This is a genomic window from Streptomyces sp. A5-4, assembly GCF_051131715.1.
Classification (GTDB): domain Bacteria; phylum Actinomycetota; class Actinomycetes; order Streptomycetales; family Streptomycetaceae; genus Streptomyces.
Genome location: NZ_CP178591.1, coordinates 5,320,157 through 5,341,990, shown reverse-complemented (window position 1 = coordinate 5,341,990; position 21,834 = coordinate 5,320,157). Strand labels below are relative to the sequence as shown.

Below are 21,834 nucleotides of genomic sequence, written 5' to 3'. Positions count from 1 at the left end.
TCCCGTACCCTCGATCACATGTCGCTCTACGCCGCGTACGCCGGCAACCTCGACGCGCGGCTCATGACCCGCCGCGCCCCGCACTCTCCGCTGCGCAGCACCGGCTGGCTCAACGGCTGGCGGCTGACCTTCGGCGGGGAGTCGATGGGCTGGGAGGGTGCGCTCGCCACGATCGTGGAGGCCCCGCGCTCCCAGGTCTTCGTCGCGCTCTACGACATCGCCCCCATGGACGAGGACTCCATGGACCGCTGGGAAGGCGTGGGCCTGGACATCTACCGCCGGATGCGGGTGCGGGTGCACACGCTGGAGGGCGAGGACGCGACCTGGCTCTACGTACTCAACGGGTACGAGGGCGGGCTGCCGTCGGCGCGCTACCTGGGGGAACTGGCGGACGCGGCCGAATCGGCGGGCGCCCCGCACGACTACGTGATGGAACTGCGCAAGCGCCCCTGCTGAGCAGCGGGACGGTCACCCCGCTGCCGGGCCGTCGGATCCGCACGCGCCGGCCCGCCCGGCGGCGCCCGTCGGACACGCCGCGCGTGACCGCCGCTGCTCGCGGATTCGTCGGAACCGCGCGCCGCGCCGGCCACCTCAGCGGCGTTCGTCGGAACCGCCAAAGCAACGATCGCAACACCGTCGACAGTGACATCTACGCGCGTAGGCCAGAACCGGCTACCCTCGTCCGCGTGAACGCATCTGTTATTCCGGCCCTCGCCGACGGACCCGCCGACCCCCACGCCATCGCCGACGCCGCCGCGGCCCGGCTGCGCGAGCTGACCGGTGCCGAGACCCATGACGTCGCTCTTGTGATGGGCTCCGGCTGGCTGCCCGCAGCGGAGGCGCTGGGCGCGCCCGCGCACGAGTTCGCCGTGACCGAGCTGCCCGGCTTCCCGGAGCCCGCGGTCGCCGGCCACTCGGGCACGGTCCGCTCCTACAAGATCGGCGACAAGCGCGCCCTGGTCTTCCTCGGCCGTACGCACTACTACGAAGGCCGCGGCGTCGCCTCGGTCGCCCACGGCGTGCGCACCGCGGTGGCCGCCGGCTGCAAGACCATCGTCCTGACGAACGGCTGTGGCGGCCTGCGCCCCGGCATGCGCCCCGGCCAGCCGGTCCTGATCAGCGACCACATCAACCTGACGGCGACCTCGCCGATCATCGGTGCGAACTTCGTCGACCTGACGGACCTGTACTCGCCGCGGCTGCGCGCGCTGTGCAAGGAGGTCGACGCGTCGCTGGAAGAGGGCGTGTACGTCCAGTTCCCCGGCCCGCACTACGAGACGCCCGCCGAGATCAACATGGTCCGGGTGCTGGGCGGCGACCTGGTGGGCATGTCCACGGTCCTGGAGGCCATCGCGGCCCGTGAGGCGGGCGCCGAAGTGCTCGGCATCTCCCTGGTCACCAACCTGGCCGCGGGCCTGACGGGCGAGCCCCTCAACCATGAGGAGGTCCTCCAGGCGGGCCGCGACTCGGCGACCCGCATGGGCGAGCTCCTGTCGAGGGTCCTGCACCGCATCTGACCCCGCCGACCCCGTTCCTCGGGCGCCGGGCGGGCTGAATGTCTCAGCCCGCCCGGCGCCCGAGGACACGCCCGAAGGGCGTCCGGGGGCCCGGGCAGGAACGGGCAGGGCGACGGCGCCGCAGGCAACCGCAACGCACCACAGACGAGAGGCGGACCATCGTGCAGCAGGACCTGATCGATCAGGCGCAGGCCTGGCTGGCCGAGGACCCGGACAGCGATACCCGCGAAGAGCTCGCCAAGCTCATCGCCACCGCGGAGGCCGGAGACACCGACGAGCTCGCCACCCGCTTCGCCGGCACCCTCCAGTTCGGCACGGCCGGCCTGCGCGGCGAGCTCGGCGCGGGCCCGATGCGCATGAACCGCTCGGTGGTCGTCCGCGCCGCCGCAGGCCTCGCCGCGTACCTCAAGGCGCAGGGACAGACCGACGGGCTCGTCGTCATCGGCTACGACGCCCGGCACAAGAGCGCCGACTTCGCCCGCGACACCGCCGCGGTGATGACCGGCGCAGGACTGCGCGCCGCCGTCCTGCCCCGCCCGCTGCCCACCCCCGTCCTGGCCTTCGCCATAAGGCACTTGGGCGCCGTCGCGGGCGTCGAGGTCACCGCGAGCCACAACCCACCCCGCGACAACGGCTACAAGGTCTACCTCGGCGACGGCTCGCAGATCGTGCCGCCCGCCGACGCGGAGATCGCCGCCGAGATCGCGGCCGTGCCGTCGCTGCACGACGTACCGCGCCCGGACGACGGCTGGTTCGTGCTGGACGAGGAGGTCCTGGAGGCCTATCTCGCGCGCACGGACGCCGTCCTCACCCCTGGCACCCCCCGCACCGCGCGCGCCGTCTACACGGCCCTGCACGGCGTCGGCAAGGACGTCCTGACAGCCGCCTTCGCGCGGGCCGGATTCCCCGCGCCGGTGCTCGTCGCCGAGCAGGCAGAGCCCGACCCCGACTTCCCCACGGTCGCCTTCCCCAATCCGGAGGAGCCGGGGGCCATGGACCTGGCCTTCGCGACCGCCCGGCGGGCCGAACCCGCCCCCGACCTGATCATCGCCAACGACCCGGACGCGGACCGCTGCGCCGTCGCCGTCCCGGACCCGGCGGCGCACAGCGGCTGGCGGATGCTGCGCGGCGACGAGGTCGGCGCGCTGTTGGCCTCGCACCTCGTGGCGCACGGCGCCGTGGGCACCTTCGCCGAGTCGATCGTGTCGTCGTCGCTGCTGGGCCGCATCGCGCGGGCCGCGGGTGTCGATCACGCGGAGACGCTCACCGGCTTCAAGTGGATCGCCCGCGTAGACGGCCTGCGCTACGGCTACGAGGAGGCCCTCGGCTACTGCGTCGACCCCGAAGGCGTACGCGACAAGGACGGCATCACCGCCGCGCTGGCCGTCGCCGAGCTGGCCTCGGAGCTCAAGGAGCAGGGCCGCACGCTCCTGGACCTGCTCGACGACCTCGCCGTCGAGCACGGTCTGCACGCCACCGACCAGCTGTCGGTGCGCGTCGACGACCTGACGGTCATCGCGAACGCGATGCGCCGGCTGCGTGAGCAGCCGCCCGGCGCGCTCGCGGGCCTCACGGTCGTCAGCGCCGAGGACCTCAACGAGGGCTCCGAGCTGCTGCCGCCCACCGACGGGCTGCGCTACCACCTGGACGGCGAGGTCGAGGCCCGGGTCATCGTGCGCCCGAGCGGCACCGAGCCCAAGCTCAAGTGCTATCTGGAGGCGGTCGTGCCGGTCGCCGGTCCGGAAGGGCTCGCGTCGGCCCGTAGCCGCGCGGACGAGATTCTCGCCGCGATCAAGCGCGATCTGTCGGCCGCCGCCGGAATCTGACCGGCACGCACCGCACGCCGAGGCCAGAGCTCGGAGCCCGCAACGGCAGTCGGTTCCCGAACCGGGGACCGACTGCCCGAACGAGTGATTTCGGTACGGCAGTTGTCGCAGCGCCCGTGCCTTTTCCCGATCACGGGAGAAGGGTGACCCGGTACCCCCGCCGAGTCCCAGGAGCTGCCGCAGTGCCCCCGACCGCACCCCCGGTGACCGATCGCCACCACCGGGCCCCCCGCCGGTCCGCCCCCACCTTCCAGGTCAGGCGCGTGCGGACGCGGGAGCGAGTGGCACGCGCGCTGCGGCGGGCCGCTCCCGCGCTGCTCGGTTACTTCGCACTCCGGCTGCTGGGGGTCGTGGTGCTCGCCCACTGGTCCCACCTCCGGGGCCACGGCCTGTGGCCCGCGCTCGCCACCTCCTGGGACTCCGGCTGGTACCTGGAGATCGCCGACCAGGGGTACGACACGGCCCTCGGCACCCGCCGCAACAGCAACAACCTGGCCTTCTTCCCGCTCTACCCGGTGCTCGTCAAGGCCGTCGCAGGCTTCACACCGGGCTCGCGCGCCTCGGTCGGACTGCTGATCGCGGTGGCCTGCTCACTGGTCGCGGCCTGGGGCATCTTCGCGATCGGCGACCACCTGTACGGCCGCCGCGCGGGCACCGCGCTGACGGTGCTCTGGGGCTCGATGCCGGTCGCGATCGTCCAGTGGATGGGTTACACGGAGGCCCTGTTCACCGCACTGACGGCGTGGGCGCTGTACGCCGTACTCACCGGCCGCTGGCTGTGGGCAGGTTCGCTCGCCGCGCTGGCCGGACTGACCCGCCCGACCGGTGTCGCGGTCGCGGCGGCCGTCTCGGTGACCGCGGCGGTGGTCCTGTGGCGGTCGTGGCGGCGCGGGCGGAGCATCGACCGGGCGGCCCTCGCGGCCGGGCTGCTCGCGCCGCTGGGCTGGTTCGGTTACGTCGCCTGGGTGGGTCTGCGCCTCGGCCGCTGGGACGGCTACCTCGCCGTGCAGAAGCTGTGGCTCAACGAGTGGGACGGCGGCGCCGACACGCTGCGCGAGATGCGGCGCTTCCTGCTCTACCAGTCCAGACCGCATCTGTTCCTGGTGGTGGTGACGATCGTGCTGATCGCCTCCGTCGCCCTGTTCCTGCTGTGCCTGGCCGACCGCCAGCCGATCCCGCTGCTGGTCTTCACGGGCGTCCTGCTGCTGGTGGTCGTCGGCAGCGGCGGCGTCTACTTCCCACGCGCCCGCTTCCTGGTGCCGGGCTTCCCGCTGCTGCTGCCGATCGCACTGGCCGTGGTGCGGGCGAGACCGCTGGTCGCGGTGCTGGTGATGGGCGGCATGGCCCTGTCGTCGGTGTGGTTCGGGGCGTACACGCACCTGCTGTGGACGGGCCCGCCGTAGCCGGGCCCCACGCCTTCGGCCGTCTCAGCCGAGCACGAGGAGCAGGATCAGCACCACCGCGCCCACCGCGCTCGGCGCGATGACCTCGTACCCCCAGCGCACCACGGGGGCACCCTGCGCCGACGGCTCACCGGCGAACCGCTCCGCCAGGTCACGCAGATCGCCGATGGTCTGGTCGGCGACGGCCTTGCGGGCGTGCGTGTCGGTGACGTCGGCGGACACGGAGGTCCTGTTGTACGGGTCGTCGTGCGCGGCCTTCGTCTGCCTGCGGGCGACCCGCTTGCGCTGGCGCAGCGAGACGGGCACCGCCCACATCTGGTACTTCTTACCGTCCGCGAGTACCTCACTGGAGTAACCGGCCTGTACGCCCTCGACGGACGCCCAGGGCAGCGTGATCGTGCGGAACGGATTGCGGACCTTCATCCGGTGGTCGCTGGCGAAGACAGCGGGCCGCAGCGTGTACGCGACGACGAGTGGCACGGCGAAGAGCAGCCCCGCCAGCGCCACCCACGGCGTACGTCCATGACCGCGCACCAGCGCGTCACCGCCGATCCAGATGCCCAGTGCGAGCAGCAGGACACCTCCCACCATGGCGGAGGGCGACCGATAGGTCCGGTCGGCGTACGTCGGCTCGGCACTCGGTGTGGGGCTGCTTGTCATGACGCCGATTCTGCCTGACCGGCGACGACGGGGAGCCGTGGGGACATTGCGGTACGGCAACGTACCCGTGGCGCGCGCCAGGTTCCTGACCACGGCCGGGCCCCCGGCGGTGTCGAAGTGCCCGCCGAGGGCGGCGCGGCCCTACCCGCCGGACGTGACGCCTCCGCTGCGCCGCCCGATCCGGTCGGCCCGCCCCACGGGGCGTCACGGAGATCGCCGGACCGGTCACGTCCCGTAGTCGGCGGACCAACCCCGATCCAGGGCTGTACAGGCCGCTACGCGCGTAGATATGCTCCCCTGGTGACCATGCCCACCACTGCACCCGCATTCGTCGACGCCACCGCGTCCGACGGTGCGCTGCGCCGCTTCCTGCACGGGTTGCCCGGCGTAGACACCGTCGGCCTCGAAGCGCGCGCCGCGTCCCTCGGCACCCGTTCGATCAAGACCACGGCGAAGGCGTACGCCATCGACCTGGCCATTTCGATGATCGACCTGACCACGCTCGAAGGCGCGGACACCCCGGGCAAGGTCCGGGCGCTCTGCGCCAAGGGCGCCCATCCCGACCCGACCGACCGCACGACCCCCCGGGTCGCCGCGATCTGCGTCTATCCGGACATGGCGGCGACCGCCAAGGAGGCGTTGGCCGGCACCGGCATCAAGGTCGCCTCCGTCGCCACCGCGTTCCCGGCCGGCCGCGCCGCGCTGCCGGTGAAGCTCGCGGACGTGCGCGACGCCATCGCCGCCGGGGCCGACGAGATCGACATGGTGATCGACCGGGGCGCGTTCCTGGCCGGGCACTACCTCAAGGTCTACGAGGAGATCGTGGCCGTGAAGGCCGAGTGCGGCGACCGCGCCCGCCTCAAGGTCATCTTCGAGACCGGCGAGCTCGCGACGTACGACAACATCCGCCGCGCCTCCTGGCTCGGCATGCTGGCCGGCGCCGACTTCATCAAGACGTCGACCGGCAAGGTCGCGGTCAACGCGACGCCCTCCAACACCATGCTGATGCTGGAGGCCGTCCGCGACTTCCGCATCCAGACCGGAGTGCAGGTCGGTGTGAAGCCGGCCGGCGGCATCCGCACCACCAAGGACGCGGTCAAGTTCCTGGTGCTGGTCAACGAGACGGCCGGCGAGGACTGGCTCAGCAACGAGTGGTTCCGCTTCGGCGCCTCCTCGCTGCTGAACGACCTGCTGATGCAGCGTCAGAAGCTCAGCACCGGCCGCTACTCCGGCCCCGATTACGTGACGGTGGACTGACCATGGCTTTTGAGTACGCTCCCGCACCCGAGTCCCGTTCCGTCGTCGACATCGCGCCGAGCTACGGCCTGTTCATCGACGGCGAGTTCACCGAAGCGGCCGACGGCCAGGTCTTCAAGACCGTCAGCCCGTCCACCGAGGAAGTCCTCTCCGAGGTCGCCCGCGCCGGCACCGAAGACGTGGACCGGGCCGTGAAGGCCGCCCGCAGGGCCTTCGAGAAGTGGTCGGCGCTGCCCGGCGCCGAGCGCGCCAAGTACCTGTTCCGGATCGCGCGGATCATTCAGGAGCGCTCGCGCGAGCTGGCCGTCCTGGAGACCCTCGACAACGGCAAGCCGATCAGGGAGACCCGCGACGCGGACCTCCCGCTGGTCGCCGCGCACTTCTTCTACTACGCGGGCTGGGCCGACAAGCTCGACCACGCGGGGTACGGGGCCAACCCCGCGCCGTTGGGCGTCGCCGGCCAGATCATCCCCTGGAACTTCCCCCTCCTGATGCTCGCGTGGAAGATCGCCCCGGCGCTCGCCACCGGCAACACGGTGGTGCTCAAGCCCGCCGAGACGACCCCGCTCTCCGCGCTCTTCTTCGCCGACATCTGCCGCCAGGCGGGCCTCCCGCGCGGCGTCGTCAACATCCTGCCCGGATACGGCGACGCGGGCGCGGCGCTCGTCGAGCACCCCGACGTCAACAAGGTCGCTTTCACCGGCTCCACCAATGTCGGCAAGGCCATCGCCCGTTCCGTGGCCGGTACGTCGAAGAAGGTCACCCTCGAACTGGGCGGCAAGGGCGCGAACATCGTCTTCGACGACGCCCCCATCGACCAGGCCGTCGAGGGCATCGTCACCGGCATCTTCTTCAACCAGGGCCAGGTCTGCTGCGCGGGCTCGCGGCTGCTGGTCCAGGAGTCGATCCAGGACGAGCTGCTGGAGAGCCTCAAGCGCAGGCTCTCCACGCTGCGCCTGGGCGACCCGCTGGACAAGAACACCGACATCGGCGCGATCAACTCGGCCGAGCAGCTGGCCCGTATCACCGCGCTCACCGAGACGGGCGAGGCGGAGGGCGCCGAGCGCTGGACCGCGCCGTGCGCACTGCCCTCCGCCGGCTACTGGTTCGCCCCGACGCTCTTCACCAACGTCACCCAGGCGCACACCGTCGCGCGCGACGAGATCTTCGGCCCGGTCCTCTCGGTGCTGTCCTTCCGCACGCCCGACGAGGCCGTCGCCAAGGCCAACAACAGCCAGTACGGCCTGTCCGCCGGCATCTGGACGGAGAAGGGCTCCCGCATCCTCGCGGTGGCCGGCAAGCTCCGTGCGGGCGTGGTGTGGGCCAACACGTTCAACAAGTTCGACCCGACCTCGCCCTTCGGCGGCTACAAGGAGTCGGGCTACGGCCGTGAAGGCGGCCGTCACGGCCTGGAGGCGTACCTCAATGTCTGAGCGCGAATCAATCAGCGGCTCCGCCGCGCGGCGACTGGGCGTCTTCAAGACCTACAAGCTGTACGTCGGGGGCAAGTTCCCCCGCAGCGAGAGCGGCCGGGTGTACGAGGTGCAGGACAGCAAGGGCAAGTGGCTCGCCAACGCGCCTCTCTCGTCCCGCAAGGACGCGCGTGACGCGGTCGTCGCCGCGCGCAAGGCGTTCGGCGGTTGGGCGGGCGCCACGGCGTACAACCGCGGCCAGGTCCTCTACCGCGTCGCCGAGATGCTGGAGGGCCGCAAGGACCAGTTCGTGCGCGAGGTGGCCGAGGCCGAGGGCCTGTCGAAGTCGAAGGCCGCGGCGGTCGTGGACGCGGCGATCGACCGCTGGGTCTGGTACGCGGGCTGGACCGACAAGATCGCCCAGATCGTGGGCGGCGCGAACCCGGTCGCGGGGCCGTTCTTCAACCTCTCGACGCCGGAGCCGACGGGCGTGGTGACGGTGATCGCCCCGCAGGAGTCGTCCCTGCTCGGCCTGGTGTCCGTCGTCGCCCCGGCCATCGCGACCGGCAACACGGTGGTCGTGGTCGCCTCCGAGAAGTCCCCGCTGCCCGCCCTGTCGCTGGGCGAGGTGCTCGCGACCTCCGACGTCCCGGGCGGTGTGGTCAACATCCTCACCGGCCGCACCGCGGAGATCACCCCGTCGCTGGCGGCGCACCAGGACGTCAACGCGATCGACCTCACGGGCGCGGACACCGCGCTCGCGACGGAGCTGGAGATCGCGGCGGCGGACAACCTCAAGCGCGTTCTGCGTCCACAGGCTGTGGGCGGCGCCGACTGGTCGGCGGACCCGGGCACGCACCGCATGACGGCGTTCCTGGAAACGAAGACGGTCTGGCACCCGACGGGTTCGCTGGGCGCGTCCGGCTCGGCGTACTGACCCCCGGGCCCCAAGGCTCCACGCGAAAGGCCCCCGCACCGCCCGACAGCGGCGCGGGCGCCTTTCGCGCAGGTGCGGCCCGGGCCTTTCCGCGTACGGCTTCGCTCAGCCCGGCAGCACGGACACGACGTCGCCCACGAGGGGCAGGGTCCGCACCCCGGCGCCCTCGCTCAGCGGGCTCGTCACCAGGCCGGTGCTGAGCGGCTTGAAGTCGGCGACCTGAGTGCCCACCACGTTGTCCAGCGGGTCCGCAGCGGTACCCGACAGCGGATTCAGCCGGAGGTCCTTGACGGGGCCCAGCCCACCCGATGTCGCGTTCTCGAGCGCGCCGGTCACGATCGTGGTCGGGGAGACCTCTTCGAGGGCGTCGATCAGGTGGGGTGCGCCGGTCGCCCGCACCAGGTCGGGAGCCGGCGCCGCCTGCGCCGCGCCGCCCGACGCGAGGGCCGCCCCCGCGGCCGTGAGGGTCAGACCTGCGCGCAGTAGGGCGCGCCGGGGGGGCTTGGGAGCTGCGTGTCGTGACATGAGGATCAGGGGTTCCCGCCTGGCTGGGTAATCGTCAGGGTACGCAGAGTAGTTGAATCCGGGCGCCCGATACCAACGCCAACACGGACGGGTCCCCTGGCCGATCCCATGCCGCACAATTGTTTCCCGTGAGCTCATCCCCCATACCCACGCGCGTCGTCCTGCTGACAGGACCTTCCGGTTCCGGGAAGTCGTCACTCGCCGCCCGTACGGGCCTGCCCGTGCTGCGCCTCGACGACTTCTACAAGGAGGGCGACGATCCGTCACTTCCCCAGGTCGCGGGCAGTACGGACATCGACTGGGACTCACCGCTGTCCTGGGACGCGGACGCCGCCGTCGCGGCGATAGGGGAGTTGTGCCGGACGGGACGCACGACCGTTCCCGTGTACTCCCTCGCGACCAGCTCGCGCGTGGACAGGGAGACGCTCGACATCGAGCGCACGCCGCTGTTCGTGGCCGAGGGGATTTTCGCCGCGGACATCGTCGCCCGCTGTCAGGGCATCGATGTGCTCGCGGACGCGATCTGTCTGCGCGGTCGCCCCGCGACGACTTTCCGGCGGCGGCTGACGCGCGATCTGCGCGAGGGCCGCAAGTCCGTGCCGTTCCTGCTGAGGCGCGGCTGGCGGCTGATGCGGGCGGAGCGCGGGATCGTCGCGCGACAGGCCGCGCTGGGCGCGCATCCCTGCGGCAAGGAAGAGGCGCTGGGCCGGCTCGCCGCGGCGGCGGCGGGCCGTTGCGTCAAGGCGCGCGGCGCGACGGCGTAGGCACACGGAGACGTGGACGCGCAGCCCACGTAGCCGCGCAGGTCCGTACAGGTCCGTACAGAGAAAAGCAGGACCGGAAGGACCCCCCGGCCCCCGGTCCTGCTGTTCCCCCGTCCCCCCGCGGTCCCCCGTGTCCCCCCGGACTGCCGCCGTTTCCCCCGAAACAGCGGCTCCCCCCGATCCCTCAGGCCACCAACTCGCCGAAGGACTCCTCCTCGTCACGACCGAAGCTGAGGACCTGGTCCTCACGCATCCGGCGGAGCGACCGCCAGATGCTGGACTTCACCGTGCCGACACTGATGTCGAGAATGTCGGCGATCTCCGGGTCGGTGCGGCCCTCGTAGTAGCGGAGGACCAGCATCGTGCGCTGGAGTTCGGGCAGCCGGGCGAGCGCCTGCCAGAGCACGGCGCGCAGCTCGGTGCCGCGCATCGCGTCCGTGTCGCCCACCGTCTCCGGCAGCTCCTCGGTCGGGTATTCGTTGAGCTTGCGCCGCCGCCAGGCGCTGATGTGCAGATTGGTCATCGTGCGGCGCAGATAGCCGCCCACCGCGGCCTTGTCGCTGATCCTGTCCCAGGCGCGGTACGTCGAGAACAGTGCGCTCTGCAGGAGGTCCTCGGCCTCGAACCGGTCACCGGTCAGGTGGTAGGCGGTTGCGTACAGGGAGGCCCGACGTGCCTGGACGTAGGCGGTGAACTCCGCCTCCGACGCAGAAACGCCATCCCCCGTTGTCTCCCCGTACGCCGTTCCCCCGTTACCCCCCACAGATGCGTCAACAACCACCGCAGCCCTGTGCATGGCCTGCGTGCGCTGACGCCCGGCGCCGAGTGCGCACCCCCGACCTCCCCCAAGGTCCCGGTTCCGCTCGACCAGGGAGGTGCCCCCTCCGGCACCGGACTTCTCGGTGCTCCTGATTACGTCGTGAAGACGCGTGACAACTGCGCTGGAAGTGGTGCTCTGCAGTGCGTTCATCTCGCGCCCCCCGTCGGTGGAGTCCGTTGCTGTCCGTGTGACCAACAGCTTGCCCCGGCAGTTTCATCGGGGTGTCCCCCGACTGTCACAGGCCTGTCACAGGGGAAGTTCCTGCCGGGGATACGGTGCGGGAGCCGTACGCGCGAGGTGCGGGAGCGGTATGGGAGCGCCGCAACTGTCGAACTCCTCCTCCCCCATGGGCCAGAATGACCTCTGTGCCTTTCCTGTTGCTGATCGAGGACGACGACGCCATCCGCACGGCCCTCGAACTCTCGCTGTCACGCCAGGGCCACCAAGTGGCCACCGCGGCGACGGGAGAGGACGGCCTGAAACTGTTGCGCGAGCAGCGGCCGGATCTGATCGTGCTGGACGTGATGCTGCCCGGCATCGATGGATTCGAGGTGTGCCGACGTATTCGACGAACGGACCAACTGCCGATCATCCTGCTGACCGCGCGCAGTGACGACATCGATGTGGTGGTCGGCCTGGAGTCGGGCGCCGACGACTATGTCGTCAAACCGGTGCAGGGGCGGGTACTCGACGCCCGGATCCGGGCGGTGCTGCGACGCGGCGAGCGGGAGACCAACGACGCGGCCTCCTTCGGCAATGTCGTGATCGACCGCTCCGCCATGACGGTCACCAAGAACGGTGAGGACCTGCAGCTCACGCCGACCGAGCTGCGGTTGTTGCTGGAACTGAGCCGCCGGCCCGGCCAGGCACTGTCGCGCCAGCAACTCCTGCGCCTGGTATGGGAGCACGACTATCTCGGTGACTCACGGCTGGTCGACGCCTGTGTCCAGCGGCTGCGGGCGAAGGTCGAGGACGTGCCGTCCTCGCCGACCCTGATCCGTACGGTACGGGGCGTGGGCTACCGGCTGGACACGCCTTCGTGACAGAGGCCCCGGCTCCCAGGCGGGGCCTCCTGGCCGGGTTGCGCTGGACCAGTCTGCGACTGCGCCTCGTCATCGTCTTCGCCCTGGTGGCGCTGACGGCTGCCGTCTCCGCGTCGGGCATCGCGTACTGGCTCAACCGCGAGGCGGTGCTGACCCGTACCCAGGACGCGGCGCTGAACGACTTCCGCCAGGAGATGCAGAACCGCGCCGCCACGCTGCCGTTGCGGCCGACCCAGAGCGAGCTGGAGTCCACGGCCACGCAGATGGCGACCAGCAGCAGCCCCGGCTACAGCGTGGTACTCGTCGACGAACGGGCCGCGGGCAAGCCGATCGTGGGCAATTCCGACATCGACTCCTTCACCCTCGACCAGGTGCCGGACGAGCTCCAGGAGGCGGTGAACCACAAGCAGGAGGTGACGGAGCCCAATGATGTTCCGTACCACCTCTACTGGTTGCGGATCAGCCCCAACAGCAAGCCGTTCCTGGTGGCCGGTACGAAAGTGATCGGTGGCGGGCCCGCCGGGTACATGCTCACCTCGCTGGAGCAGGAGCGTGAGGATCTGAACTCGCTCGCCTGGTCGCTGGCCATCGCCACCGGCCTCGCCCTGCTCGGTTCGGCGCTGCTCGCGCAGGCGGCGGCGACCACTGTGCTCAAGCCCGTGCAGCGGTTGGGCGACGCGGCGCGGCGGCTCGGTGAGGGCAAGCTGGAAACCCGGCTGCGGGTGTCGGGTACGGACGAGCTGGCCGATCTGTCCCGCACGTTCAACAGGACCGCCGAGTCACTGGAGAAGAAGGTCGCGGACATGACCGCGCGCGAGGAGTCGAGCCGCCGCTTCGTCGCCGACATGTCGCACGAACTGCGGACGCCGCTGACCGCGATCACGGCGGTGGCGGAGATCCTGGAGGACGAGGCGGACAGCTTCGACCCGATGATCGCGCCGGCCGTGCACCTGGTGGTCAGCGAGACCCGGCGGCTCAACGACCTGGTCGAGAACCTGATGGAGGTGACCCGCTTCGACGCGGGCACCGCCCGTCTTGTGCTCGACGACGTGGATGTGGCCGACCAGGTCACCGCCTGCATCGATGCCCGCGCCTGGCTGGACGCGGTGGACCTGGACGCGGAGCGCGGCATCATCGCGCTGCTCGACCCCCGCCGCCTGGACGTCATCCTGGCGAATCTGATCGGCAACGCGCTCAAGCACGGCGGTTCGCCGGTGCGGGTGTCGGTGCGGGTCGTCGACCATGAGCTGACCATCGAGGTGCAGGACCACGGCCCCGGCATCCCCGAGGACGTACTGCCGCATGTCTTCGACCGGTTCTACAAGGCGAGTGCCTCACGGCCGCGCTCCGAGGGCAGCGGGCTCGGCCTGTCCATCGCCATGGAGAACGCGCACATCCACGGCGGCGACATCACGGCCGCCAACGCACCGGACGGCGGGGCGGTCTTCGTGCTGCGGCTGCCGCTGGACGTGTCGGGGGCGGCGGACGAGGGGTCCTACAGCGACGGGGACGCCGAGCGGGAGGGGGAAACGTGCGAGGAGAAGTGACCTCGGCCGGCGGCCGACGCGTCGGAGCGTGGCGTGCGGCCATCGCCCTGGCCTGTCTCGGCGTGCTCTGCGCCGCGCTGGCCGGGTGTGGGATCCGGACCACATCGGTGCCGGTCCGGGCGGGCGGCGCCCCGTCCCGGGTGCCGTGCGAGCTGTCCTCGTCGAACGCCGACGACGGGGCGGCGGCCGGTGACCCGCTCCAGGTCTATCTGCTCTGCGGTACCCAGCTGGTCCCGGTGGACCGGACGGTGCGGATCCCGGAGGACAAACTGATGGCCGACCCGGTGCGGGTCGCGCAGATCCTCCTCCAAGAGCTCCAGAAGGAGCCGTCGGCCGAGGAGAAGCGGGCCGGGTTCACCACGGACGTACGGGAGACACTGGCCGTTTCCGGGCCGCGCAAGGGCGACCCCAAGGACGCGCTGCGCCTGACCTCCCCGCCCGAGGACCTGCCGACACACGCCCTGGCGCAGATCGTCTGTACGTACGCGGACAGCTCGGCGGCGGGCGCCGACAAGTCCGTGGCGCTGGGTGGTCCGTCCGACGACCCGGTGCGCGGCTACCGCTGCACCCAGGCGCTGAAGGCCAGACCGGACGGGGTCGCGACGCTCGCGGAGATCCGCCCGGCGGGCTGACGCGACACCGACTCGTCACACCCGGGGGCCGGGCGGAACCGAACCTGCCGGTAACCGCGTCTTGGGGGGCGTGCGTCATGGCCCCGACGGAAACACCGTCATCATTCGACTCCGCGTGGCGGGGACTCTGCTCCTCGTCGCACATCTGTTGTACGTCGGGTGGCTGACGCTTCGCCCCCTGGACGTCCCGTGGGTGACCGCGCCGAACTTCCATCCGCTGGCCGGCATCAGGGCGGACATGGCTCTGGGCCCGCTGCCCGCCGCCCGCCTGATGGGCAAGGCGCTGCTGCTGCTCGCTCCGCTGGGCGTGCTGCTGCCGATGGTGGGCGGGCGCATCGCGGTGTCACCGCTGGGTTCGCTGGCCCGTACCGTCGCGGCCGGGGCGCTGTTCTCGCTGGCGATCGAGCTGTTGCAGACCGGGGTGCCCGGCCAGGTCGTCGACGTGGATTCACTGCTCCTGAACACGGCCGGGGTGGCGCTGGCGCACCTGGCGGTCGTGCCGGTGGGGCGCTCGTTGCTGCGGCGCGGGCGGCGGCGCGGGCGGCCTCGGGGTCGGGCCCTCCTGCGGGACGACGCCCCCCAGGGGGCTACCCCGACGATTCCCAGGGTCGGGATCGCCCCGTAGAGCGATGCTTTGCCCCCTTGGTCGGGCGCAGTATTGAAGCAACGAGAAGCACACAGGACGTGCCTCCCGGACCACTTCTAAGGAGCCCGCCATGACCGCCCTTGCCCGCCCCCGTGACGGCCGGATGATCGGCGGAGTGTGCGCTGCGCTGGCACGGCGCTTCGGCACCTCCGCGACGACGATGCGCGTGATCTTCCTGGTCTCGTGTCTGCTGCCCGGCCCGCAGTTCCTGATCTACCTGGGCCTGTGGATCTTCCTCCCGGCGGAGAAGACCTCGACGACCGCCTGGTAGTTCACGACGTACGAAGCCCTGTGCAGGCATGCACGCCGAAGGGGCGCAGACCGGATTCCGGTGTGCGCCCCTTGTGCGTGCGGGTATGCCGGGGTCGGCTCAGCCGCCGAGGGGCAGCGAGCCGGAGGGCAGGGCGCCACCGGTGGGCAGGCCGCCCAGGAGACCGCCGACCGGGTCGGCCTTGCCGCCCGCGGGCTTCGCCGACGTGCTGAGGCTGGAGAGCGCCTCCTGGCCGACCGCCAGGATCTCGGGGGCGCTCGACGGAAGCGCGGCGAGCGACTGCTCGACGGGGAGCGTCTTGGTGACGGTGCTCAGCGTGCCGAGCGTGTCCGGCAGGGCCGGGGCGGCGGGGGCCGCGGCGGCACCGCCGGCGGCGGCAGCGGCGAAGGCGGCACCGAGAGCGGCGGTACCGAGCGTCTTGGCAGCAGACTGCTTCATGAAGAAAACGTCCTTGCTACAGGGAGCGGGGAGTTTGAGCGGCTCTGCAAGCTAGCCAGTCCCGTTGCCCCTCGCAAATACCCGAAAGCGGCCGAGTCCCGCGATTCCCGGCCGCCCCGTGTCCTGCGTACTCAGCCTCCGATTGAGGAAGACCCGCTGGTCGCGGCGGTCTGCCGGAACAGCCATTCGGATTTCAACTCGGCATATCCAGGCTTGATCACGTCATTGATCATGGCGAGGCGTTCATCGAAAGGAATGAATGCTGATTTCATCGCATTGACTGTGAACCACTGCATGTCTTCGAGCGTGTAACCGAAAGCATCGATCAGGTGCTCGAACTCGCGGCTCATTCCGGTACCGCTCATGAGCCGGTTGTCGGTGTTCACCGTCAGCCGGAAGTGCAGCTTGCGCAGCAGGCCGATCGGATGCTCGGCGTACGAATCGGCCGCGCCCGTCTGCAGGTTCGACGTCGGGCACATCTCCAGCGGAATGCGCTTGTCGCGTACGTACGAGGCGAGGCGGCCCAGCTTGACGCTGCCGTCCTCGGCGACCTCGATGTCGTCGATGATGCGCACCCCGTGGCCGAGCCGGTCGGCGCCGCACCACTGGAGCGCCTGCCAGATCGACGGGAGGCCGAAGGCCTCGCCCGCGTGGATGGTGAAGTGGTTGTTCTCGCGCTTGAGGTACTCGAAGGCGTCGAGGTGCCTGGTGGGCGGGAAACCTGCCTCGGCGCCGGCGATGTCGAAGCCGGTGACGCCCAGGTCGCGGTAGCGGTTGGCGAGTTCGGCGATCTCCAGGGCGCGGGCGGCGTGCCGCATCGCGGTCAGCAGAGCGCCGACGCGGATGCGGTGGCCGTTCGCCCTGGCGCGGCGCTCGCCCTCCCGGAAGCCCTCGTTGACGGCCTCGACGACCTCTTCGAGGGTCAGCCCCTGCTCCAGGTGCTGCTCGGGGGCGTACCGCACCTCGGCGTAGACGACGCCGTCCTCGGCGAGGTCCTCGGCGCACTCCGCGGCGACGCGGAAGAGCGCGTCACGCGTCTGCATGACGGCGCAGGTGTGCGCGAAGGTCTCCAGGTAGCGCTCCAGTGAGCCGGAGTCCGCGGCCTCGCGGAACCACAGGCCGAGCTTGTCGGCGTCGCTCTCGGGGAGTGCCTCATAGCCCGCTTCGCGGGCGAGGTCGATGATCGTGCCGGGCCGCAGGCCACCGTCGAGGTGGTCGTGGAGCAGCACCTTCGGGGCGCGGCGGATCTGGTCCGCGGTGGGCGTATTGAGGGTCTCGCTCGTCATCTGGGCACTCTAGTGCCTACGCGCGTAGATCACCTCCTGTCGATACGTAACAGTGACCGTGCGTACGGGTGGAGTACATCTGGCCTTCTGACACTGTTCTGTCATGGCACAGCAAGCGATTCCTGCCTCCGGAGCCCGGTTGGGCCGGGCCTTCGGACCCGTCGGGAACGGGCAGACGGTCAGTGGTGCGGTCCTGTTACTGCCCGCGGGCGAGCCCGTTTCGGCCCGCGGTCCCTCCCCCTTCTCGCACGCCGTCGCGCGCCCGCTCGCGCGCAGACTCGCGGAGGCCGGCCGCTCGGAGGGCCTGGTCTCGCACGTCGTGCGCTACCGGGGGCGCGGGTGGAACGGGACCGAGGCGCAGCTCGCCGCGGACGCGGAGTGGGCGGCGGACGAGGTCGTACGGCGGTACGGCGACGTGCCCGTCTGCCTGGCCGGCATCGACATGGGGGGCCGGGCCGCGTTGCACGCCGCGGGCCATCCGGCGGTCAACTCCGTGCTCGCGGTGGCCCCTTGGCTGCCCGAGGACGATGTGGCGGCGGTGCCCGAGCCGGTGAAGCAGCTGGTGGGGCGGCATGTGCTGATCGTGCACGGCACGAATGACGAACGTACCGATCCAGAGCTGTCCTACCGGCTGGCCGAGCGGGCCAAGAAGGCCAACCGGGACACGTGTCGCTTCGAGGTGCACTCGGACGGGCACGCGCTTCGGCAGTACCGGGGGGAAGTCGTGGCGCTCGCGGTCGACTTCGTGCTGGGGGCGCTCTTCTCACGGGCGTACGCGCGACCGGTCGCCGACGCGTTGGCCGCGCCGCCGCCGCTGGGACTGCGGATGCCGCTCGCGGCCGGGTTCGGGCGGTCGTCGCGGGCGTAGGGGCGGGGTGCGGGTTGCCTGCGGCGCTGTTCCGCCCCGGCCGCGGGAAGAGGTGGGGCGGGGAGCAACCCCGCCGCAGGCGGCCGTCACGCGTCCTGGGCCACCTCCGCCATCCAGCCGTACGGCAGTTCCTCGCCGTCGACCGTGACCGCTTCCACCGTCCGGGTGCGGGGATCGATCTCCGCCTGGACGCCGTCGCCCTCGTAGCGCGGATAGCCGCTCGCGCCCCACTTCCCGGTCGCCACCACCGCCGCGACGCGCAGGGTGGCTCCGTGGTCGGTGTGGCCTTCCTCGTCCGCCGTGCGGGGCTTGAGCTCCACCGTGTAGGCGCGGGGGTGGGGGGGTGGGCCGGGACGCGGCCTGGGATCCGTTGCTGACATGGGGACGACGCTAGCGCCGCCGCCGCACCCGCGCCCGCCCACAGCACGACGCGAGCGCGCCGCAGCCCCCTGTCCGGGCCGGATCTGTCAGGGTCGGGAGCATGAGCCGTCTGGTCCGCATCTGCGTCAAGCACTGGGCGACCGCCCTTCCCGTACTGGCCGTCGTACTCCTGGTCTTCGCCTGGGGCCGGTCGCTGCCGGGGCCCGTGGTCGCGCTCCTCGCGTGCTTCCTCGCCGGGGCGGTACTCGCCGCCGTGCATCACGCCGAGGTGGTGGCCCACCGGGTGGGTGAACCCTTCGGTTCGCTCGTCCTCGCGGTGGCCGTGACGATCATCGAGGTCGCGCTGATCGTCACCCTCATGGCCGACGGCGGCGACAAGAGCAGCTCGCTCGCCCGCGACACCGTGTTCGCCGCCGTGATGATCACCTGCAACGGCATTGTCGGCGTCTCGCTGCTGGTCGGCTCGCTGAAGCGGAAGGTGGCGGTGTTCAACGCGGAGGGGACGGGCGCGGCGTTCGCGACCGTGGCGACGCTGGCGGGGCTGAGCCTGGCGCTGCCGACGTTCACCACCAGCACGCCGGGGCCGGAGTTCACCCCCACCCAGCTCATCTTCGCCGCCGTCGCCGCCGTGGTGCTGTACGGGCTGTTCGTGATGACCCAGACCTGGCGGCACCGCGACTACTTCCTGCCGGTGACCACCCAGGGCAAGGTGATCGACGGGGAGGAGCACGCGGACCCGCCGTCGCGGCGCGTCTCGCGGATCAGTCTCGGGCTGTTGGCGATCTCCCTGGTCGCGGTGGTGGGCCTGGCGAAGGGCGTGTCCCCGACCATCGAGTCCGGGGTCGAGGCCGCCGGGATGCCCGCCGCGGTCGTGGGCGTCGTCATCGCGCTGCTCGTCCTGCTGCCCGAGTCGATCGCCGCCGTACGGGCCGCCCGCCGCGACCGGGTGCAGACCAGCCTGAACCTGGCGCTCGGCTCGGCCGTGGCCAGCATCGGGCTGACGATCCCCGCGGTGGCCATCGCGTCCATCTGGATGAACGGGCCGCTACTGCTCGGGCTCGGCGCGACCCACATGGTCCTGCTGACACTCACCGTGGCCGTCGGCACGCTGACCATCGTGCCGGGACGGGCCACCCCGCTCCAGGGCGGCGTGCATCTGTCGCTGTTCGCCGCGTACCTGGTGCTCGCCGTCAACCCGTGACCCCCTCGGCCACCCCGGGCAGCAGACGGCCCCGGCGTGACAGCAGGAAGCGTTTGAACGCCGCCACCGGGGGCGTGTCCGGGTGGCCGTCCAGCCAGGCGACGCCGATCTCACGCACCGCGCGCGGGGCCGTGACGGTGAGTTCGACGACGCCGGGTCTGGCCACCGCGGGCGGTGGCAGCAGGGCGACGCCGAGGCCGGCCGCGACCAGGCCGCGCAGGGTCTCCGCCTCCTCCCCCTCGAACGCGACCTTCGGCCGGAAGCCCGCTTCGGCGCACAGGTCGTCGGTGATCCGGCGCAGGCCGTAGCCCGGTTCGAGGGTCACGAAGGTCTCGTCGGCCGCCTCCGCGAGCCGCACCCGCTTGCGGCCGGCCAGCCGGTGATCGTCCGGGACGACCAGGCGCAGCCGCTGCTCGTCGAGGCGGCGGGCCACCAGGTCGGGTGCGGTGGGGATCGGGGAGGTCAGGCAGAGGTCCAGGTCGCCCGCGCGCAGCCGCTCGATCATGGCTTCGCCGTAGTTCTGGACGAGTTGGAACCGTACGCGCGGATGGTCGACGCGAAAGGCCCTGATCAGGCCGGGTACGGTCTCGGAGCCCATGGTGTGCAGGAAGCCGAAGGCGACCTTGCCGGTGGCCGGGTCGGCGTCGGCCCGTACCGAGTCGGCGGCCCGCTCGACCTCGGCCAGCGCGCGCTCGACCGTGCTGAGGAAGGTGCGGCCCGCCGGGGTGAGCGAGACCGTGCGGCCCTTGCGCGCGAACAGGGCGACTCCCAGGTCCTCCTCCAGCCTGACCATGGCGCGCGACAGCGTCGACTGGGGCACGGCCAGTTCGTGCGCGGCGCGTGTGACGTGCTCGTGGCGGGCGACCGCGGCGAAGTACGCGAGGCGCGGGGCGAGTACCTGCTGGATGTCTTCTTCGTAACCACTGGGTGACAGCCGGGGCTGTGAGCTCGGTTTATGCGCCATGGGATTGATTATCGCGAGTTTGTGCATTGGACGCATGAAGCGGCCGTGTCTACGTTCGTCACATGCCTTCCGCCAGTACCAAGGCGTCCACCAGCCGCGTGGACGCCGACACCGTCATTGACACCGACTCCCGTCTCGCCCCCTCGTCCCCCGGCTACCGCCGCATGAGCTTCGCGCTCTTCGCCGCCGGAATGGCGACCTTCGCCCTCCTCTACTCCACCCAGGCTCTGCTGCCCGCGATCTCCGCCGACTTCGGCGTGACGGCGGGGCAGGCCAGTTGGACGGTGTCCGCGGCCACCGGCGCGCTCGCGCTGTTCGTCCTGCCGCTGAGCGCCCTGTCCGAGCGGTTCGGGCGGCGCACGCTGATGACGGTGTCGCTGGTGGTGGCGGTCGCGGTCGGGCTCCTTGTGCCGTTCGCCCCCTCCATCGAGTGGCTGGTCGCGCTGCGCGCCGTGCAGGGTGCGGCGCTCGCCGGGCTGCCGGCCTCGGCGATGGCGTATCTGGCGGAGGAGATCCGGCCGAGGGCGCTGGTGGCCGCGATCGGCCTGTTCGTCGCGGGGAACTCGATCGGCGGCATGAGCGGCCGGATCGTCAGTGGCTGGGCCGCGCAGGCCTGGGGGTGGCGGGCCGGGCTCGCCGCCGTCGGTGTGATGGCGCTGCTGTGCGCCATGGTGTTCCGGCTGATGCTGCCGAAGGCACGTCACTTCACCCGGGGTTCGCTGAACCCGCGGGCACTGGCCAAGACCGTGCGCGGCCATCTCGCCGATCCGCTGCTGGTGCGGCTGTACGCGATCGGCGCGCTGTTCATGACCGTGTTCGGCGCGGTCTACACGGTGATCGGCTACCGGCTGGTGGCCGCCCCGTTCAACCTGCCGCAGGGCGTGATCGGCTCGATCTTCCTGGTCTACCTGGTCGGTACGGTCTCCTCCGCCGCGGCCGGCCGGCTGGTCGCCCGCACCGGACGACGGGGTGCGCTGTACCTGGCGGTCGGCACCACCGCCGCCGGACTGCTGCTCTCGCTGGCCGACACGCTGGCCTCGGTGCTGATCGGCCTGGTCCTGATCACGGCGGGCTTCTTCGCGGGGCACGCGGTGGCGTCCTCCTCAGTGAGCCGTACCGCGAAGACGGGCCGCGCGCAGGCCTCGGCGCTCTACCAGTCGGCGTACTACCTGGGCAGCAGCGCGGGCGGCACGCTGGGCGCGGTGGCGTTCCACGCCGGGGGCTGGGCGGCGACCGTGCTCCTCGGCCTGGTGGCCGTGCTCGGGGTCGTGTCGATCACGCTGTACGGGACCCGGGTCGCGCGGGCCGAACTGCGCGAGGGGCGCCGGATCGGGCAGCGCGGTGTGCCGGCCGCCGCCGGGCAGCGCTGAGCGGGTCGGCCGGGGCTCGTACGGAGCCTCGCGGGGCCTTTCGGGGGCCCGGTCCAGGGCTGTCGG

23 protein-coding genes are annotated in these 21,834 nt (G+C 71.5%); 16 read left to right on the top strand and 7 right to left on the bottom strand.

From position 1 onward, the window contains the following. Positions 1-18: 18 nt before the first annotated feature. The 4 genes from ACLLJJ_RS24980 (at position 19) to ACLLJJ_RS24965 (ending at position 4,746) form a co-directional block, all read left to right on the top strand. Positions 19-456 (top strand): gamma-glutamylcyclotransferase, encoded by a 438-nt coding sequence (locus ACLLJJ_RS24980; protein WP_283520925.1) that lies wholly within the window; start codon positions 19-21, stop codon positions 454-456. Between the two features lie 230 nt (positions 457-686). Next, on the top strand, positions 687-1,517 hold the full coding sequence (locus ACLLJJ_RS24975; RefSeq protein ID WP_434595570.1) for a purine-nucleoside phosphorylase: 831 nt from the start codon (positions 687-689) through the stop codon (positions 1,515-1,517). A gap of 161 nt (positions 1,518-1,678) precedes the next feature. Continuing rightward, positions 1,679-3,343: a phospho-sugar mutase gene (locus ACLLJJ_RS24970; protein WP_434595568.1), complete on the top strand. Its 1,665-nt coding sequence runs from the start codon at positions 1,679-1,681 to the stop codon at positions 3,341-3,343. A 182-nt stretch (positions 3,344-3,525) separates the two neighbouring features. Beyond that, positions 3,526-4,746, top strand: coding sequence for a hypothetical protein (locus ACLLJJ_RS24965; RefSeq protein WP_434595566.1), 1,221 nt, complete (start codon positions 3,526-3,528; stop codon positions 4,744-4,746). Between the two features lie 24 nt (positions 4,747-4,770). On the opposite strand, the gene ACLLJJ_RS24960 is transcribed toward ACLLJJ_RS24965, so the two are convergent. Then, complete coding sequence (locus ACLLJJ_RS24960) at positions 4,771-5,406, bottom strand: PH domain-containing protein (protein ID WP_434595564.1); 636 nt, start codon at positions 5,404-5,406, stop codon at positions 4,771-4,773. Between the two features lie 306 nt (positions 5,407-5,712). On the opposite strand from ACLLJJ_RS24960, the gene deoC reads away from it, so the two are divergent. From deoC to ACLLJJ_RS24945, 3 genes are read left to right on the top strand one after another with little or no spacing between them, the layout of a single operon-like run. Next, positions 5,713-6,663 (top strand): deoxyribose-phosphate aldolase, encoded by a 951-nt coding sequence (gene deoC, locus ACLLJJ_RS24955; protein WP_434595562.1) that lies wholly within the window; start codon positions 5,713-5,715, stop codon positions 6,661-6,663. After that, positions 6,660-8,096, top strand: coding sequence for an aldehyde dehydrogenase family protein (locus ACLLJJ_RS24950; RefSeq protein WP_434600512.1), 1,437 nt, complete (start codon positions 6,660-6,662; stop codon positions 8,094-8,096). The genes deoC and ACLLJJ_RS24950 overlap by 4 nt, the downstream gene beginning before the upstream one ends. Beyond that, complete coding sequence (locus tag ACLLJJ_RS24945; RefSeq protein WP_434595560.1) at positions 8,089-9,012, top strand: aldehyde dehydrogenase family protein; 924 nt, start codon at positions 8,089-8,091, stop codon at positions 9,010-9,012. The genes ACLLJJ_RS24950 and ACLLJJ_RS24945 overlap by 8 nt, the downstream gene beginning before the upstream one ends. Before the next feature lie 105 nt (positions 9,013-9,117). Here the strand turns inward: ACLLJJ_RS24945 and ACLLJJ_RS24940 are convergent, their stop codons facing one another. Next, positions 9,118-9,537, bottom strand: coding sequence for a hypothetical protein (locus ACLLJJ_RS24940; RefSeq protein WP_434595558.1), 420 nt, complete (start codon positions 9,535-9,537; stop codon positions 9,118-9,120). Between the two features lie 128 nt (positions 9,538-9,665). Here ACLLJJ_RS24940 and ACLLJJ_RS24935 point away from each other — a divergent pair, with 128 nt between their 5' ends. After that, positions 9,666-10,301: a uridine kinase family protein gene (locus tag ACLLJJ_RS24935; RefSeq protein ID WP_434595557.1), complete on the top strand. Its 636-nt coding sequence runs from the start codon at positions 9,666-9,668 to the stop codon at positions 10,299-10,301. Between the two features lie 184 nt (positions 10,302-10,485). Here the strand turns inward: ACLLJJ_RS24935 and ACLLJJ_RS24930 are convergent, their stop codons facing one another. Next, entirely contained in the window at positions 10,486-11,271 is a 786-nt protein-coding gene (locus ACLLJJ_RS24930) for a SigE family RNA polymerase sigma factor (RefSeq protein WP_434595556.1), read from the bottom strand. 215 nt (positions 11,272-11,486) lie between these two features. On the opposite strand from ACLLJJ_RS24930, the gene afsQ1 reads away from it, so the two are divergent. The 5 genes from afsQ1 to ACLLJJ_RS24905 all read left to right on the top strand — a co-directional run bounded on the left by afsQ1 (position 11,487) and on the right by ACLLJJ_RS24905 (position 15,260). Next, a complete protein-coding gene (afsQ1, locus tag ACLLJJ_RS24925) occupies positions 11,487-12,164 on the top strand; it encodes a two-component system response regulator AfsQ1 (protein ID WP_434595554.1) in 678 nt (225 codons plus the stop codon). Further along, positions 12,161-13,711, top strand: a complete 1,551-nt coding sequence (locus ACLLJJ_RS24920) for an ATP-binding protein (RefSeq protein WP_434595552.1) — start codon at positions 12,161-12,163, stop codon at positions 13,709-13,711. The genes afsQ1 and ACLLJJ_RS24920 overlap by 4 nt, the downstream gene beginning before the upstream one ends. After that, positions 13,696-14,343: a hypothetical protein gene (locus tag ACLLJJ_RS24915; protein WP_434595550.1), complete on the top strand. Its 648-nt coding sequence runs from the start codon at positions 13,696-13,698 to the stop codon at positions 14,341-14,343. Before ACLLJJ_RS24920 ends, ACLLJJ_RS24915 begins: the two co-directional genes overlap by 16 nt. 70 nt (positions 14,344-14,413) lie before the next feature. Continuing rightward, positions 14,414-14,968: a VanZ family protein gene (locus ACLLJJ_RS24910; RefSeq protein ID WP_434595548.1), complete on the top strand. Its 555-nt coding sequence runs from the start codon at positions 14,414-14,416 to the stop codon at positions 14,966-14,968. Between the two features lie 91 nt (positions 14,969-15,059). Next, positions 15,060-15,260, top strand: a complete 201-nt coding sequence (locus tag ACLLJJ_RS24905; RefSeq protein WP_283520912.1) for a PspC domain-containing protein — start codon at positions 15,060-15,062, stop codon at positions 15,258-15,260. Between the two features lie 99 nt (positions 15,261-15,359). On the opposite strand, the gene ACLLJJ_RS24900 is transcribed toward ACLLJJ_RS24905, so the two are convergent. Both ACLLJJ_RS24900 and ACLLJJ_RS24895 read right to left on the bottom strand, forming a co-directional pair. Beyond that, on the bottom strand, positions 15,360-15,698 hold the full coding sequence (locus ACLLJJ_RS24900; RefSeq protein ID WP_434595546.1) for an ATP-binding protein: 339 nt from the start codon (positions 15,696-15,698) through the stop codon (positions 15,360-15,362). 131 nt (positions 15,699-15,829) lie between these two features. Then, on the bottom strand, positions 15,830-16,984 hold the full coding sequence (locus ACLLJJ_RS24895; protein WP_434595544.1) for an adenosine deaminase: 1,155 nt from the start codon (positions 16,982-16,984) through the stop codon (positions 15,830-15,832). A 103-nt stretch (positions 16,985-17,087) separates the two neighbouring features. Here ACLLJJ_RS24895 and ACLLJJ_RS24890 point away from each other — a divergent pair, with 103 nt between their 5' ends. Next, a complete protein-coding gene (locus ACLLJJ_RS24890) occupies positions 17,088-17,852 on the top strand; it encodes an alpha/beta hydrolase (RefSeq protein WP_434595542.1) in 765 nt (254 codons plus the stop codon). An 86-nt stretch (positions 17,853-17,938) separates the two neighbouring features. On the opposite strand, the gene ACLLJJ_RS24885 is transcribed toward ACLLJJ_RS24890, so the two are convergent. After that, positions 17,939-18,232, bottom strand: coding sequence for a hypothetical protein (locus ACLLJJ_RS24885; RefSeq protein WP_434595540.1), 294 nt, complete (start codon positions 18,230-18,232; stop codon positions 17,939-17,941). Between the two features lie 101 nt (positions 18,233-18,333). Here ACLLJJ_RS24885 and ACLLJJ_RS24880 point away from each other — a divergent pair, with 101 nt between their 5' ends. Beyond that, entirely contained in the window at positions 18,334-19,434 is a 1,101-nt protein-coding gene (locus ACLLJJ_RS24880; protein ID WP_434595538.1) for a calcium:proton antiporter, read from the top strand. Here ACLLJJ_RS24880 and ACLLJJ_RS24875 read toward each other — a convergent pair. After that, positions 19,424-20,398, bottom strand: coding sequence for a LysR family transcriptional regulator (locus tag ACLLJJ_RS24875; protein WP_434595536.1), 975 nt, complete (start codon positions 20,396-20,398; stop codon positions 19,424-19,426). The two genes, ACLLJJ_RS24880 and ACLLJJ_RS24875, sit on opposite strands and share 11 nt — an antisense overlap. A 62-nt stretch (positions 20,399-20,460) precedes the next feature. Here ACLLJJ_RS24875 and ACLLJJ_RS24870 point away from each other — a divergent pair, with 62 nt between their 5' ends. Next, positions 20,461-21,768 (top strand): MFS transporter, encoded by a 1,308-nt coding sequence (locus tag ACLLJJ_RS24870; protein ID WP_434595534.1) that lies wholly within the window; start codon positions 20,461-20,463, stop codon positions 21,766-21,768. Positions 21,769-21,834 lie beyond the last annotated feature (66 nt).